Origin of the sequence: Fluviicola sp., assembly GCF_029266855.1 — a bacterium.
Lineage (GTDB): Bacteria > Bacteroidota > Bacteroidia > Flavobacteriales_D > Crocinitomicaceae > Fluviicola.
The window spans coordinates 319,554-335,118 of the sequence record NZ_JAQSWB010000002.1; the positions used below are offsets into that span (position 1 = coordinate 319,554).

Sequence of the window (15,565 nt, forward strand, 5' to 3'; positions counted from 1 at the left end):
TTTTTTTAGTCCTGTATTTCAACAATTCGGCATTCGTAATTAGAAATTACTCAAAGAGTTCAGTCAAAACCCGTCCTTTCCCGGTTGGCATAGAGAAGTGCAGTATTTCCGCAATGGTTTTACTGATGTCTAATTGTTCGGAACAATTTTTCGATTCCACGTTCTTTTTGAAGTCAGGCCCGATGGCCAATAGACTGATGTGTCTGCATCCTTCACAATTATCGCCGTGACTGATGTATCCGTCTTTGTGCCCGTCGAGGTGGCGGCCGTGGTCATTTGTGACGATAAGTGCGGTTTTGTCCTTTAGTCGTTCATTTGACTGAATCAGATTCCACAATTGAAAAGCATAATCGTCACATTTTTGGATCGATTTAAGATACATATCCCATTGTTTCGAATGAGCATATGAATCGGCAGCTAACAGATTAATAAGCATCAGGTGAGGCGGATTGTTTGCCGAAAGCACTTCCGTGACCTTGTCGAATGTTTCCTGGTCGCCCGTATAATCAGCCCCGTTACCGTGAAGCCCGCAATAAGTGGAGGGTTTATAAACATTCCACCATTTTTTATAGTTCGTATTCCCCAACACTTCCAGCTTTCCTTTGCTTGAAATAATCCAGGCATCGGTTTTTGGAACTCCTTTTTCTTTCAGATAATACTGAAACATGGATGGGTATTTGGGCAATTGTTTTCCTGCATTCGAAATGCTGTGATACCGCCCGGTAATAATTGCGGAATGTCCTGAAATAGTATATGTTGGCCCGTTGTTTCTGAAATTACTCAAAAGAACCCCTTCCTTTTTTAATTCATTTCCTAAATGCGGAATGTATTGGTAAGTAGTATCGCCAAACGTCTCAGTGAAGCGCGGACCATCTATAATAAGAACAATAACATATTCTGTTTTGTATTTTCTTGTCTCATTATTTGGTGATTTATTGAGATTGAAGGAGGAAGTAAGAAGTACTCCAACTGCAATTACCACTGAAAGTAACAATTTAGCCATGTTTCATTTTGAAGCCTTAAAGTTACTTTTTTAAATGAAATACGGAGGTTGTGAATTATTGGCAATTTAAAATATATTCAGTTTTGTAACGTTTCCTAATTTTGGAATTCTAAACTGAGATTTCTGCTTATGGTGAACTTTTTAAAGAACAGCTGCCTGCTTCATTATGTTAAATTTTCGGACCCGAATAGGAACAAAATGTTGTTTTTTATTAAATTACTATCAATTAGGTCAGATGAGGTCCAGTTCATCACAAACACATTACGGTAATTAACAGATTTGCTCAAGGAGATTACAACTATTTATATTTCAACTTATGAAAACGAAGAGAGTATTAATTATTGATGATGAAATTGACGCCAGGCGAGTAATCTCTAAATATTTAGAGCGTTATTTTCCGAACTTCCAGATTCTTGGTGAGGCGGATTCCTTTAAATCAGCAGTGCAATTAATCAATGAAACAGAAGCCGATCTAATATTCATCGACATTAATTTAGGTGATGGAACCGGCTTTGATGTCTTGGATGAAAGCGATGCTTTTGCTGCTCAAATCATTTTCACTACTGCATTTGATCAATATGCTGTAAAGGCATTCAGATACCAGGCGCTCGATTATTTAATGAAACCGATCGATTCCGAGTTATTCGTGGAGGCAGTAAATCAGGCGCTGGACAAAGTAAGGGAAAGACGCTCAATGAGCGCTGATCAAATGGTGATTTCTTATGGAAACGGTGAACGCAAAATCTCTATTCCAACCGCCGACGGAATGTGTTTTGTCCGTTTGGATTCAATCGTTTCTTTCGAGGCTGACAGCTCTTATTGTAAAGTATTCCTGGATGACGGGAAGGAAATACTGGTTTCGAAACCACTGAAATTTTTTGATGATAAATTGAGTACAAACGTGAATTTCATTCGTCCGCATAAATCATTTATTATCAATATGAAATATGTCGAAGAATACCTTAAGGAAGAAGGTGGTTATATCAAAATGAGGAACGGTTTGAAGATTCCGATCTCACGTCAAAAGAAAGAAGATGTGATCCGCGATCTGCAAATGCATTTTCTGTAAGGATGCGACGCATAGGGAATTATCACAACACACCCACTTTTATTTTCTCCCACAGATGCACAGATAATTAGAGGCGCTTACCAGTCGCCTCCTTTTTTGTAAACCTCTAAATCATTGATATTTTTAAAAAAGCGAGTGCGATGCGCCTATGGAAAGTGTTGTACTTCAGAAAATGGCTTGGGCGCGAATAATACATATATCCCGACGCATCGCGTCCCAAAAAAATGACGTGTTACGTACCCCGAAAAAGATAAATCGCGCCCCAAATACTTCACGTATCTGCAAAAACCGTGTCTTTATGGGATCAATTTCTTATAATCTCCCGTAAACAATCCCACATTCAATACCGCAGTCCGCAAATTGAATTCGGAACTTAACTGGCGGTTCTTTGCCTGGATAATAGAAAACTGGATTTCACGTAATTCGAATTGCGTTAATGAACCGTTTTCAAATGATTTCTGCGCAATCTCAAACATTGCCGTGGTGTTAACGACCGAACTGTTTTCCAGGCGATACATACGTTCTGAATAAGTGTAATCCTGCCAGGCTTTGTCTACTTCCGTTTTGATCGTTTGCTCTTGCTTCTGAACTGCAAATTCCGCATTTTCTTTTTGAAAGCGATTGTTTTTTACTGCTGTTACATTGGCTAAACCATCCAAAATGGTCCAACTTAAAGTAAAACCAATCCCAGGTCCGATACTTCGGTTTGAAGAAAGCAGTCCGACTTCACTTTGTGATACGGCCGCCGAATAATTTGCGTAAAAGGACAATTGAGGGTAATAACGGCTTTGGATTTCTTTTCGCTGCTGATCTATAATGGCAATCTGACTTTTCTGAACCAGTAAACTGGTGTTTTGTGATAAGGCATTTTCCAGGATAATGCTTTTGTCAAGTGCGGGAAGTGCAGGTATGTTATCATCCACATCGAAGGATATTTCTCCGGCTTCACCCATTACCATTGCCAGGTCTGCTTTCATTTTACTGATAATATTCAAATGATTCAGGTAATTGGAACTATCCGTATTCAAATCCAGTTTTGCCTGAAGTAATTCCAAATCACTTGCGGCGCCATTCTTCGACCTTAACGCAATAAGATCAAATCGTTCCTTCGAAAGTTGGATGGCCTCTTCGTATACAATTTGCAAACGTTTATAATATTGCAAGCTGTAATACAAAACTGAAGCCTGGTAGATCGACATTTCCATCTGGGCAGTCAGGTTTACTGTCGCCAGGTCCTCGGTTAACTGAAGTCGCTTGTCTCTTGCAAACATGGCGAATCCGTCGAAAAAAGTCCAGTTCAAACGAGCCGAGGCGTTCAGTGAGTTGTTATTTGCTCCTGTTTTTTCATTCACCTGCCCGGAATAGAATTCCTGTCGGGTATTGGTTGTTGTCCAGGTCTGATCGGCTGTTATGGCTATTGTCGGTAAATATCCCGCCGTACCGATATTATTGGTGTTATCAGCGATTTTCAGATTGTTGCGCTGGATCAGTACATCGAAGTTTTTTTCCAAAGTGCGCTTAATGACTTCTTCCAGGCTCAGGACTTGTTGTGAAAAAGCGAGCTTACCTGAGAAGAGTATGAAGAGAAGAATGATTTTTTTCATGCCTTTATTTTCGATTTTTTGGATGTCAAATAGATGTATAATCCCGGAATGACAAATAAGGTAAATATTAAGGAGAATGCTAAACCACCCACAATGGTGATTCCCATTGAGATCCGGCTGGTTGCAGCGTCACCAAGTGCCAGTGCAATCGGAAGTGCTCCTAAAATAGTTGCCAGCGTTGTCATCAAAATTGGTCTGAAACGTTGAGATGAGGCATCAATAACGGCGTCTTTGATGTTTAAACCTTCTTCGCGGCGCTGGTTTGCGAATTCCACGATTAAGATTCCGTTTTTGGTTACAAGACCAACCAAAACAATGATCCCGATCTTTGAGAAAATATTTAATGTTTGATCTGTAAGCCATAAGGAAACGGTTGCTCCCGCTAGAGCAAGCAGAACCGTACTGATTATAATGAGCGGATCGCTGTAACTTTCAAATTGTGCGGCAAGGACCAAATAAACCAGGACCAGGGCCAAAAGAAATGCAAAGATCACACTGTTTCCGCTTTCGGCGAACTCTTTTGAGGTTCCCGCTAAACTGTGAGAGAAACTTTCGGGTAGTACTTTCTCAGCGATCTTATCCATTGCTGCAATCCCGTCTCCGATTGTAAATCCATCGTTTGGTTGTGCAGAAACTGTTGCGGCGACGTATCGGTTATAACGGAATAATTGCGGCGGGCTTGATTCATTCCGGATTGAAACTAAGTTCTCAAGCGGGACCAGTGTTCCGGAATCTGTACGAACCTGGATGGCATTCAGATCCGAAGGATCATCGCGTTTGTCTTTTTTTGCCTGACCGATCACCTGGTATTGTTTTCCGTTCATGATGAAATAACCGTAGCGCTGTCCGGAAAAATACAATTGTAAAGTTGACGCAATTTCGTTTTCGTCCACTCCCATACTTGCTGCCTTATCGCGGTCAATCTCAACTTGTAACTCGGGTTTGTTGAATTTCAGGTCTACATCTACGATCTTGAAGGTTGGATCGCTCATGGCCTGTTCCATAAACTTGGGGAGCACATCTTTCATGGCTTCGAAAGTGGGAGCCTGGAGTACGTATTGAACAGGGAATCCGGCAGAGCGCCCACCACCGATAGTCTGTTCCTGGATAATGAATGTGCGGGCAAAATTGTACTCACCCAAACGTGCATTCAACAGGTTGACAATGTCTTCCTGTGAACGTTTTCGGTCTTTTACAGGAACCAGGTTCAGACGAATAAATCCTTTGTTGACTCCTCCTGCATTAAAGCTGGGGGAAGTAACGGCTAACAGGTTGCTTTTTTCCGGAAGGGTATCTACCAGGTCGATCAATTGCTGCTGATGCAGGTCCATGCGTTCAAAAGAAGTTCCTTCCGGTGCATTCGACATGATCTGGAAACGGCCTTTGTCTTCCATTGGTGCTAATTCGTCCTGCAGCCCTAAAAAGGTCAAAACAACCAGGATTAACGATATTCCCATTAGGATAAATGCAATCCAGGGACGTTTCATGAATTTTGAAAGTGTGTTTTTATACCCGTTCATTAATTTATTCAGCCAGACTTCAGACATTTTGTAGAAGCGCGAATGCTTTTCTTTTTTTCGCAATATCCTGGAACTCATCATGGGGGTGAGGGTGAGGGAAATGAATGCGGAGATAATAACAGATCCGGCCACTACGACTCCAAACTCGCGGAACAAACGCCCTGTTAAGCCTTCTAAGAAGATTACAGGAAGGAAAACGGTTGTTAAAGTGATTGTTGTGGAAATAATTGCAAACAGGATTTCTTTCGAACCTTTATGGGCGGCTTCTTTTGGGTTTTCACCGCGTTCAACACGGGTATAGATGTTTTCCATTACTACAATGGCATCATCGACCACAAGTCCGGTTGAAAGCACAATTCCCAGTAAAGTCAACAGGTTGATTGAGAAATCCGAGATATACATGATGAAGAAAGTCCCGATCAATGAAATCGGAATAGCGATGATCGGGATGAGGGTTGTTCTCCAGTCGCGAAGGAACAAGAAAATAATGACCACTACCAGGCCGAAGGCTATCAGGATCGTTTCTTCTACTTCCGAAATAGATTTGCGGATATTTTGAGTAGAATCGAGCGCCACTCCCAGGTGCACATCTTTTGGAAGTTCTTTTTTGATCTGTTCTACTTTTTTATAGATCTCATCCACTATTTCGATATAATTTGCTCCCGGCTGCGGGTTAACAGCAATACCGATCATTGGAATTCCATGATTTCCGCGTAACAGCGTACGTTCATTTTCCGGCGCTAAAACTGCTTCACCAATATCTTTCAGGCGAACGATCTGTGTTCCTTTTTTGGCAACGATGAGTTTGTTGAATTCCTCTTCAGTTGTTAAGCGGCCAAAGGTTCTGATGGTTAATTCAACTGTATTTCCTTCAATTCTTCCGGAGGGTAATTCCACATTTTGATTCAGGAAAGCATTTTTCACATCCAGGGCTGTTAAATCCAGACCGGCCATTTTTTCCGGGTCGAGGTTGAACTTCATGGAAAACTTTTTCTCCCCCCAAATCCGGATTTCACTAATCCCTTTGATCGTTTGAAGACGTTCTTTAAAGACATTGTTCCCCAATTCGGTCAGTTCAAGTAAACTTTTCTTATCGGATTGAACGGTCAGAGAGAAAATAGTCTCTGCATTGGCATCTGATTTTGCAACGATAGGCGGGTCCGAATCCTGGGGAAGATTCCGGACAGCTGCCGAAACTTTGTCGCGTACATCGTTTGCCGCTGCATCCAGGTCAACGCTCAAATCAAATTCCACAGTTATGGTACTTCTGCCGTCTGAACTGGTTGAACTGATGGTGCGGATTCCCGAAACACCATTGATCGATTCTTCCAGTGGTTCTGTAATTTGCGATTCGATAACATCGGGGTTTGCCCCGGGATAATTGGTAGTAACCGTTATAATGGGCGGATCCACGGAAGGGAATTCACGGATTCCCAAAAACAGGAACCCGATGATACCAAAGAGTACCACGATAATTGACAAAACGGAAGCAAGTACCGGTCTGTTAATGCTTAAGGATGCGATATTCATTTGGATGCGATTTTAGTTTTCACAGGCATTCCCGCACGAACTGCCAATAAACCTGAGATTAAAACCTGGTCTCCTTCTTTCAGTGCTCCGATAATTTGAACTTTTTCAGGAGTCCGGATCCCGATTTCTACAGGAATCTCTTCCACTAATCCATTACGGACCACAAAGATCTTTTGACCTTTTAGGATCGGAACGATACTTTCCGATGGAACCATGAATGCGTTTTCTTCTTTCCCCATGTCGTAACTGATTGAAACAAAAGAACCGGCAATGAGGTTCCCCAGGTTCGGAAGTGAAGCGCGAACGGTCATCATGCGGGTGCCTTCATCGATCCGTGGTTCAAAAGCATATACTTTTCCTGAATACTTTTTGGAATCCCCGTCGGTTTTAAATTCAATGATTTGCCCGATTTTGACATTTCGTGCATATTTTTCAGGAACCGAGAATTCAATTTTTACCGGGTTTTCCTGTACAATGGAAGTGATTAGGGTGCTTGTAGAGATGAAAGCTCCTTCACTTACATGCCTTAATCCGATCTTCCCGGAAAAGGGCGCGCGGATAGTTGCTTTCGAAATCTGTACATTCAACAGGTCCAGTTTGGCTTTCGCATCTGCAAGTGCTGATTGGGATACCTCATAATCCTGAAGGCTGATTCCTTTTGCCTGGTACAAACTTCTTTTCCGTGCTTCATCTTTTTCTGCCAAATCCTGCTCTACCAGTAACTGGGCTTTTTGAGCTTTCAAAATATCAGAATCCACCTGGAGAATAATACTGCCTTTGCTTACATGTTGTCCTTCTTTGAATGAGATACGCTGGATCCGGCCGGCTACTTCAGAATATACATCAACTTGCTCGTTTGGTATCACAGATCCGGGAATTGCGATGGAACGAGCGACCTCTCCAGCTTTTAGTTGAACAACATCTACGGTAACTACCGGAGCTTTTTGTGCTTTTAAATCTTCTTTTTCTTCGCCGCACGAATGTAAGAAAAGTGCCAGTGCGAGCATAATTGGTGAGTGTTTGAATATCATAGGTTTACTTTTTATTGTAGAAAATTTCAAATTGGTCTGCCGGTATTTCTTGTGTTTTTGTAATGAGCTCAGTGAGTATTAACTCAAAATTAGCGTGTAAACTCGGGTCTAACAAGCTAAAGAAGTAATCATTTGTTTCTTTGATTCCCTTTTCGATTTCCAAAATCCAGGGTTCTGCTTTTGGTGTAATACTGAGCAAATGCTGTCTTCGGTCGCATGGATTTGTTTTGCGCTCAATAAAGCCGTCAGACTCCAAAGCATCCAGGATGCGGACCAGTGAAACCTTATCTGTCAATAGCTGATTTGCTAATTCCTGCTGACAGGCAAGGCCGTTATTTTTTCCAATCAGATACAAAGGAAAATAATAACGCTCCACTGGTGTGTGTTCCATCCGTTGTGCTAATTTCCCGATATATTGCTTCGTTAAAAAGCTGAAAAAGCGGCCCAGTGGCCATTCTTGTGTTGTCATTCGCTATTTAATAGTTAACAAAGCTAACTATTAAAGGTGTGTACTAGTTTTGATTTTAACTTAAATTGACTAAAATTATCAGATTCTGTTACATTTGTTCCTCAAACGTATTCTTATATATTCACTTTGATCAGGTACATTTTATGGGGGCTTTTTTTGGCGGGATTTACACTAAGTGTATCTGCTCAGTCAAACCGCATTTCATGGGACTATAATTACAAACATTTTGGAATTGACAACGGCTTGCCCAGCTCGGAAACTTACCAGGTTTACCAGGATAGGTCAGGTCTTTTGTGGATTTTGACCGACCGGGGAATCGTCAGGTATGACGGTTTTCGATTTAAAACCTACACGGTTGAAAATGGCTTAAGCGATAATGTCAATTTTAGAATACATGAAGATCCAAATGGAAATGTTTGGTTTATTGGGTATAATGGATTGTTGAGTGTTTATGAGGATGGGGAAATGAAACCTTATCGTTTTAATTCGATCCTTCAAAAAAGATTTTTTACCGGACACAATATTTTTGCCTCAATTTATGTCACTAAGGATGGCTCTGTGGTTTACGGAACCAACAGAGAGGAAATTGTATCCATAAACAAGAAAGGGAAAGTAACTGTTTTGTTGAAAAAATTAATAGATACAATACACTTTTTCGAGTTTGAAAATCAAATTGTATTCAGTAATTATTCAATGACGAATAAACCAACCACAGCTTTTTTTCATCGGAATGGCAAGCGTTTTTTTTGGGGTAAAATTTATTTTAACGGAACTGTAAGGCTGAAAAAGCACCAAGGGTATTACTTCATCATGTGCGGTAGAAGTTTATTTCTGAATTACGACCGGAAGTTTAAATTGTTTCCAGACACACACGAAGTGATCTCGCTGGATTCAGATGGTGAATTCCTGTATGTCGGGTATTACAAGAATGGAATGAAAAAATACCGCTTCGATAAAACCCGGAAGCAACTTGTTCTTGTTCAACATTATCTGTCGGAACATTCGGTTAGTTCTGTTTGTAAAGACCGGAATGGCGGTTTGTGGATAACGACTCTTGAAAAAGGGGTGTTTATGATCAGTGATGAAGCATTTACCCAATTGTCTTACACAGGAAAACCCGTCAAAGAAGATATCCGGTTTATTAACGGGAATAAAAGTAAAGTTATAATCACCTATTATGTAGGAAAATGGCAGCAGCTATATCCCCCTTATTTGTTGAAGGATTACGGGAAAACGCTCCTGTGGAGCAACCTGATACCGTACAGGGATAGATTTGCATTTCAGAAGAATCAGCTCGACTGGAGTGACTGGCCTGAGGTGGATGATTCCTACGAATTTAAACCGCACTACGCTTCAGGTTCTTCTATTGTTGGAATCCGGCTTGATTCGTATAAAGTAGATGAGGTGCGGGATTCCTCAAGGGAGGTTTTTGATTTACATACCCTGCATAAGTTTAAAATCCCGGGTCCGTACTTGCGGTTTTATTTGGTGCCGCACAAGAAAATTTTCTTCGTATTGAATGAAGGAGTATTTGCTTTTGACATAAGATCCAGTTTGAAATCAAGCTATAAGAATATTCTGAAGGGAAGGATCTCTCAATTGAAATATCATAAAGATTGGGGGCTGATTGCCTTTTCGAATGTTCAGGGTCTTTTCAAAATAGATATTGAGCATGAGAAAGCGCGGGAATTTGCACCCGATCTTAATTTAGGCAAGCAAATCTTAACGGTTTTTTTCGATGAGCAAAACCGGCTTTGGATAGCCAGCGGAAAAGGAATACACCTGCTGACAAAAAAGAACGGGAAAATTTCCGCAAAATTGCTAAGCAGGGATTTGTTGTCCAGCCGGGAAATCAACGATATGTATTCTTATGAAAACCTGCTTTACCTGGCAACTAAGTCGGGGGTCCAAAAAATAGATTTCCTGAATGTTAAAAAGGAAATGAGTGCAAATCCTATTAACATACTTTCTGTTCGTGCCTTTACTAAAAATAAGCTCTTGAATGTTGCGGAAATTTATCCCGCCAAAACGGATCTGATCCGGATTGCACTTGGCAATATTGACCTGAACAGGCGTAATGTGTACCGTTATCGTTTTAGAAAAGATCAAACCTGGACAAAATCTGATAAAGGTGAAATTACATTGAGTGACCCGGCCGATGGAAAATATAACCTGGAAGTAGCCTACTTAAACCTGAACAATGAATGGTCAAAACCGAAGCAGCTATTTAGCTTTGAAGTGGAAAAGATCATTTTCCTCCGGTGGTATTTTATTCTCCTTTATGTTGTGTTGATTGTGATCCTGTTTTACATTATTCTGAAACTTTCGATCCAATCCGTGAATAAGAAAAACTACATGTTAAATCGAATGATGGAGTTGGAACGGATGGCTTTGGCTGCACAAATGAACCCGCATTTTATTTTTAACTCCCTGAATTCAATTCACAGTTTCCTCTTGTACGAAGAAAATGAAAATGCAGAAAAGTACCTGGTTCGTTTTGCTAAATTGATTCGGCAAACCCTCGCGAATTCGAGAGTTTCTTATATTACCATTGAGGAAGAATATGATACTCTGAAAAATTATATTCTGCTTGAGAGCATGCGGTTTAAACAGGTTTTTTCATTCCGGATAGATTGTGATTACCGCCAATTACCTTCAAGTCCTTGTATTCCACCGATGCTGATTCAGCCTTATGTTGAGAATGCGATTCTTCACGGATTGGTAAAAAGAACCAGCGGAGGTGAATTGTACCTGAAATTTTATGTGGAGGACGAAGCGTTGAAAGTGATGATCCGTGACAACGGGGTGGGGTATTCGGAATCCAGGAAGAAAAAGCGGGACTCAAATCATAAATCTTACGGTACCCAAATTACCGAAGAGCGTTTGAAGTCATTGCAGGGGAAAAACAAACAGGCATTTACGGTTTCAATGAGCAGTGTGGATGATTCAAACCAGGAATTCCCGGGAACCTGCGTGATAGTAAGTATTCCACTTCCCGGTTAAATTCCAATACCGTGCCTTCGGCTCCGTTCAGTCCGCTTTTCAATTGATTTCAGGACGCTGAGCGCAGTCGAAGCGTCAATTTACTTAACCATGGATACTCTCTCCTTTTCCGTATTTATCCATCAGCGAAGCTTCAAATTCCAGGAATAATTTCCAGCGGGCATCGACATCAATCCCTTCGCCATATTTGCGGGCGAAATTCAAAAACACCGTATAATGCCGTGCTTCACTTTCCATTAAACTGCGATAGAATCCGCGTAGATCTTCATCATTGATTTCTTCTGACAGAATTTTGAACCGTTCACAACTGCGGGCTTCAATCATAGCTGCGAAAAGCAGTTGGTTTACCATGTGCGATTTTTTGGGATTCCCGGAATGGGTTACTTTGAGAAACCCATGAAGATCGTGCACATACGGATCGCGGCGTTCGAATCCCAGCTGGTAGCCCCTTTCCAGGATTTTGTCATGTACCATACCGAAATGTTCCATCTCTTCCTGGCAAATTTCAATCATGGCTTTGACCATATCAGGATACTGCGGATATTGAACAATGATAGAGATTGCGTTACTGGCCGCTTTTTGCTCACAAAAAGCATGGTCTGTCAGAATTTCAGCAATGTTTTTCTCTACAATATTCACCCAGCGTGGGTCAGTTGGCAATTTTAAACCTAACATAATTGAAAATTTACTGCAAATTTCGTTATTTCTTGAATTCAAATCCTAGTTTTGTCAGAATAATGTTCGGTGGAAAAAATGTTGTTATCATTAACATCCGTGTTCTTTCGCGTTTCTCCGTGGGAAAAATCGGACATTCGATTTAAAAATAGTGAATTATGAAGTTTCTATTGTTACTGTTCTTTGTTTGTTTCGGCCTGATCTCGAACCACGCATTCTCCCAAAAGAACGCCCCGAAAGTGGTGGTTGGAATTGTAGTGGATCAAATGTGTTATGATTACCTGTACCGCTTCTATCCGCAATTCGGGAAGGACGGGTTCAAACGTTTGATGGATAAGGGAACTCATTTTAGAAATGTGACGTATAATTATGTTCCGACTTACACAGGACCCGGACATGCATCCATATATACTGGAACGACCCCGAGTGACCATGGAATTGTTGCGAATGAATGGCATTACAGGCCCTTCGGAAGAGAAGTGAATTGCGTAGAGGATACTACGGTTTCAACTGTCGGTTCAAATAGCTCTTTTGGAAAATGTTCTCCGGCTTTTTTGCGCTCCAACACAATAACCGATCAATTGAAACTTACTTATCCCGGCTCCAAAGTAATTGGAATTTCAATCAAAGACCGGAGTGCGATTTTACCTGCCGGACATTTATCAGACGGGTCGTACTGGTACGATTATGCAACCGGTAACTTTATTACTTCCACCTTTTACAGAAAAGAACTTCCAAACTGGGTTAGCCGGTTCAATGCACAGAATCTGGTCTCGAAATACGTAAATCAGCCCTGGAATTTACTGAAGGATTCGACTTCTTATACCTATATCAAACAAGACAATTCACCTTATGAAGGATTGGTTGGCGGAAAGACCAGCCCTGTTTTTCCTTACGATTTCAGCAAGGTAGCAGCGTCTGATCAATTTACTTTGTTTACAATCATGCCTGCCGCAAATACCTTTTTGACAGATTTCGCGATCCGTGCACTTTCGGAAGAACAATTGGGAAAACATGCAAATACCGATTTCCTGACGATCAGTTATTCTACCCCGGATATTGCTGGTCACGCTTTTGGTCCGTATTCTCTGGAGATGGAAGATATGTACTTCCGCCTGGACCAGGAATTGGCACGTTTGTTTCAAACAATGGATAAGGAAGTAGGTAAAGGGCAATACGTAGTTTTTTTAACTGCGGATCATGCTGTAGTTCCTGTTCCGCAATTCTTGAAAGACCATCAGTTACCCGGAGGCTATTTATTCCTGAAAAATAAAATGGATAGCCTGAGGGCGGCTTGTGTTGCTAAATTTGGAAAGGATTACCTGAATACTATTGAGAATGACAATGTTTATTTGACCAATGATGTGCTCGGTACCGACAAGGAATCCCAGGTTATTTCGTTTTTCAGAACAGAAATCACAAAATGGACGGAGGTAAAACGCGTTTACACCAAAGAGGAATTGCTTTCCAAAACGGATGAAAATTGGCAGCAAATGGTTGCTTCAGGTTACGATAGGGAGCGAAGCGGTGAATTGATCTTCATTCTTCAACCCGGTTATTTACCTAAGACTTCAGATACTCCCGGATCACACAAAGGAACAAGTCACGGCTCTGCATTTAACTACGATACGCACGTTCCTGTATTGTTTTATGGAAAAGATATTTTGCCGCAGGAAGTATTCACAGCTTATGAGATCGTGGACATTGCTGCCACTTTGGTGCATATATTAGATGTACAGCGCCCGAATACGGCAACCGGGAAACCGATGCTGGAGTTGTTTAAAAAGAAATAAGCGATTTAGTAAATAAACCTATTAGTTAACTTACTAATCATTTGCAATTAATGAACTCACAGACAGGTTTTTATAGGATTAATTATTTATAGTAGAACGGAAAATGCACAATAATTAGGATGCAACTGAACATCAGGATATGGAAGCCATCCTTGTTTTTTTTACATTTTTTATTGAAAAATCTTTCCTTCTGCTTGCAAGAATTGAAATAATCACTAATTTTGTGCACCCAATACGGGAAAAGGGTTTGAACGAAACCCTGAAAATTGAAATAGAATTTAATCCTTTAAATAGGAATTAAATATGCGGATGTGGTGAAATTGGTAGACACGCTAGACTTAGGATCTAGTGCCGAGAGGTGTGCGGGTTCGAGTCCCTCCATCCGCACTTCAAGATGGTCTCGTTGTTTGTCAATGAAGACCATTTTTTGTTTATACAAGTTTTAAGAATTAAAAGAAAACGGAATGAACGTAACACGTCAAGAAGTTAATGCAGAAACAGCATTGTTAACAGTGCAGGTTTCACCGGCAGATTACCAGGGTAAAGTAGCTGCTTCCTTAGAAAAATACCGCAAGCAGGCAAAAATTCCGGGATTCCGTCCGGGAAAAGTTCCAATGGGCTTGATTCAAAAGCAATATGGAAAAGGTGTTTTAGCTGAAGAAATGAACAAATTGGTTTCCGATGCTTTATATGCTTACGTACAAGAAAATAAATTAGAAATTTTAGGAAACCCGATCCCCAAAGAAGGAACGGAAGTAAAAGGAGATTTCGACAATCCGGGAGATTTTGAATTCGTTTATGAGATCGGGTACTCCCCGGCAATTGATTTGAAATTGACTAATAAAAGCAAATACGATTACGTACAGGTTAAGATCGACGATAAGTTGATCGATCAGCAAATTGATGATTTACGTCGTCGTTACGGAAAAATGACTTCTACTGATGAGGTTGGTGAAACGGACATGCTTTTGGCTCAATTTGTTGAGTTGAACGAGGACGGATCGATCAAAGAAGGTGGAATCATGCATTCTTCAACAACTTCCATGGAGTTTATCGAAGACAAAAAAGTGAAAAAATCATTGATTGGTAAAAAAGTAGGAGACAAAGTAACCGTTTCTGCTACGGCAATTACCCGTGGTGATTCGGATAAAGCAGCAATGCTTGGAATCAAACCGGAAGAATTGGCAAACCATTCTGATTCATACCAAATGACGATCAACGACATCAAACGCATGGAATTGGCTGAATTGAACCAGGACCTGTTTGATAAATTGTTCGGTGAAGGTGCCGTTTCTTCTGAAAAAGAATTGCGTGAGCGCATCGGAAATGATTTAAAGAACATGTTTGCAAATGATTCGGATCGTTTATTGACTCGCGAAGTTTACCGTGATTTGGTGGAAAATACTCCGGTAAATCTTCCGGATACGTTCTTGAAGCGTTGGATCCAATTGTCGAATGACAAACCGATCACGATCGAACAAATTGAAGCAGATTACGACAGCTACGCAAAAGATTTGAAATGGCAACTGATCCAGGGACATATCTTCAAAGCGAATGATATTAAATTGGACAATGCTGAAGTGATTGAATTTACAAAAGGATTGATCGCTAATCAGTTTGCACAATATGGAATACCTGCACCGGAAGATGCAGAGTTGACAAAACAAGCTGCAAGTGCTTTGCAAAACCGTGATGAAGCAAATCGTATCTACGATATGATGGCAGAAACAAAATTGACACAATTCTTCAAAGAAACCGTGAAATTGAACTCGAAAGAAATTTCTTACGATGAGTTCGTTGAAATGGCATCGAAATAATTATAAATAGCATTGATTAAAACATAGGGGCGGAAAATTTTCCGCCCCTAT

10 protein-coding genes and 1 tRNA gene are annotated in these 15,565 nt (G+C 40.8%); 5 read left to right on the forward strand and 6 right to left on the reverse strand.

Going from position 1 to position 15,565, the window contains the following annotated elements; translation table 11 throughout:
- Positions 1–46: 46 nt before the first annotated feature.
- Positions 47–1,003 carry a sulfatase-like hydrolase/transferase gene (locus K0S23_RS06805; protein ID WP_300355679.1) on the reverse strand — a complete coding sequence of 319 codons (957 nt, stop codon included), beginning with the start codon at positions 1,001–1,003 and terminating at the stop codon, positions 47–49.
- Between the two features lie 316 nt (positions 1,004–1,319).
- On the opposite strand from K0S23_RS06805, the gene K0S23_RS06810 reads away from it, so the two are divergent.
- Positions 1,320–2,072, forward strand: coding sequence for a LytTR family DNA-binding domain-containing protein (locus tag K0S23_RS06810; protein WP_300355680.1), 753 nt, complete (start codon positions 1,320–1,322; stop codon positions 2,070–2,072).
- Between the two features lie 296 nt (positions 2,073–2,368).
- On the opposite strand, the gene K0S23_RS06815 is transcribed toward K0S23_RS06810, so the two are convergent.
- Genes K0S23_RS06815 through K0S23_RS06830 form a run of 4 tightly spaced genes read right to left on the reverse strand, consistent with a single transcriptional unit; the run spans position 2,369 to position 8,226 of the window.
- Complete coding sequence (locus K0S23_RS06815; protein WP_300355681.1) at positions 2,369–3,676, reverse strand: TolC family protein; 1,308 nt, start codon at positions 3,674–3,676, stop codon at positions 2,369–2,371.
- The gene (locus K0S23_RS06820; protein ID WP_300355682.1) at positions 3,673–6,726 is read right to left on the reverse strand and encodes an efflux RND transporter permease subunit; all 3,054 of its coding nucleotides are present in this window, start codon (positions 6,724–6,726) and stop codon (positions 3,673–3,675) included. Before K0S23_RS06820 ends, K0S23_RS06815 begins: the two co-directional genes overlap by 4 nt.
- A complete protein-coding gene (locus K0S23_RS06825) occupies positions 6,723–7,757 on the reverse strand; it encodes an efflux RND transporter periplasmic adaptor subunit (RefSeq protein WP_300355683.1) in 1,035 nt (344 codons plus the stop codon). The genes K0S23_RS06820 and K0S23_RS06825 overlap by 4 nt, the downstream gene beginning before the upstream one ends.
- 4 nt (positions 7,758–7,761) lie before the next feature.
- A complete protein-coding gene (locus tag K0S23_RS06830; RefSeq protein WP_300355684.1) occupies positions 7,762–8,226 on the reverse strand; it encodes a MarR family transcriptional regulator in 465 nt (154 codons plus the stop codon).
- 126 nt (positions 8,227–8,352) lie between these two features.
- Between K0S23_RS06830 and K0S23_RS06835 the strand changes: the two genes are divergently transcribed.
- On the forward strand, positions 8,353–11,229 hold the full coding sequence (locus tag K0S23_RS06835; RefSeq protein WP_300355685.1) for a histidine kinase: 2,877 nt from the start codon (positions 8,353–8,355) through the stop codon (positions 11,227–11,229).
- An 84-nt stretch (positions 11,230–11,313) separates the two neighbouring features.
- Here K0S23_RS06835 and K0S23_RS06840 read toward each other — a convergent pair whose 3' ends face one another.
- Complete coding sequence (locus tag K0S23_RS06840; RefSeq protein ID WP_300355686.1) at positions 11,314–11,904, reverse strand: tRNA-(ms[2]io[6]A)-hydroxylase; 591 nt, start codon at positions 11,902–11,904, stop codon at positions 11,314–11,316.
- A 158-nt stretch (positions 11,905–12,062) separates the two neighbouring features.
- Between K0S23_RS06840 and K0S23_RS06845 the strand changes: the two genes are divergently transcribed.
- The 3 genes from K0S23_RS06845 to tig all read left to right on the forward strand — a co-directional run bounded on the left by K0S23_RS06845 (position 12,063) and on the right by tig (position 15,514).
- Entirely contained in the window at positions 12,063–13,697 is a 1,635-nt protein-coding gene (locus K0S23_RS06845) for an alkaline phosphatase family protein (RefSeq protein ID WP_300355687.1), read from the forward strand.
- Positions 13,698–14,002: 305 nt separating this feature from the next.
- Positions 14,003–14,084: transfer RNA gene (locus K0S23_RS06850), tRNA-Leu, on the forward strand.
- 77 nt (positions 14,085–14,161) lie between these two features.
- Positions 14,162–15,514: a trigger factor gene (gene tig, locus K0S23_RS06855; protein ID WP_300355688.1), complete on the forward strand. Its 1,353-nt coding sequence runs from the start codon at positions 14,162–14,164 to the stop codon at positions 15,512–15,514.
- Positions 15,515–15,565 lie beyond the last annotated feature (51 nt).

Excerpts from the sequence above, each read along its gene's own strand:
- K0S23_RS06805 (WP_300355679.1), bottom strand. The coding sequence starts at position 1,003 with ATGGCTAAATTGTTACTTTCAGTGGTAATTGCAGTTGGAGTACTTCTT.
- K0S23_RS06810 (WP_300355680.1), top strand. The coding sequence starts at position 1,320 with ATGAAAACGAAGAGAGTATTAATTATTGATGATGAAATTGACGCCAGG.
- K0S23_RS06815 (WP_300355681.1), bottom strand. The coding sequence starts at position 3,676 with ATGAAAAAAATCATTCTTCTCTTCATACTCTTCTCAGGTAAGCTCGCT.
- K0S23_RS06820 (WP_300355682.1), bottom strand. The coding sequence starts at position 6,726 with ATGAATATCGCATCCTTAAGCATTAACAGACCGGTACTTGCTTCCGTT.
- K0S23_RS06825 (WP_300355683.1), bottom strand. The coding sequence starts at position 7,757 with ATGATATTCAAACACTCACCAATTATGCTCGCACTGGCACTTTTCTTA.
- K0S23_RS06830 (WP_300355684.1), bottom strand. The coding sequence starts at position 8,226 with ATGACAACACAAGAATGGCCACTGGGCCGCTTTTTCAGCTTTTTAACG.
- K0S23_RS06840 (WP_300355686.1), bottom strand. The coding sequence starts at position 11,904 with ATGTTAGGTTTAAAATTGCCAACTGACCCACGCTGGGTGAATATTGTA.
- K0S23_RS06845 (WP_300355687.1), top strand. The coding sequence starts at position 12,063 with ATGAAGTTTCTATTGTTACTGTTCTTTGTTTGTTTCGGCCTGATCTCG.
- tig (WP_300355688.1), top strand. The coding sequence starts at position 14,162 with ATGAACGTAACACGTCAAGAAGTTAATGCAGAAACAGCATTGTTAACA.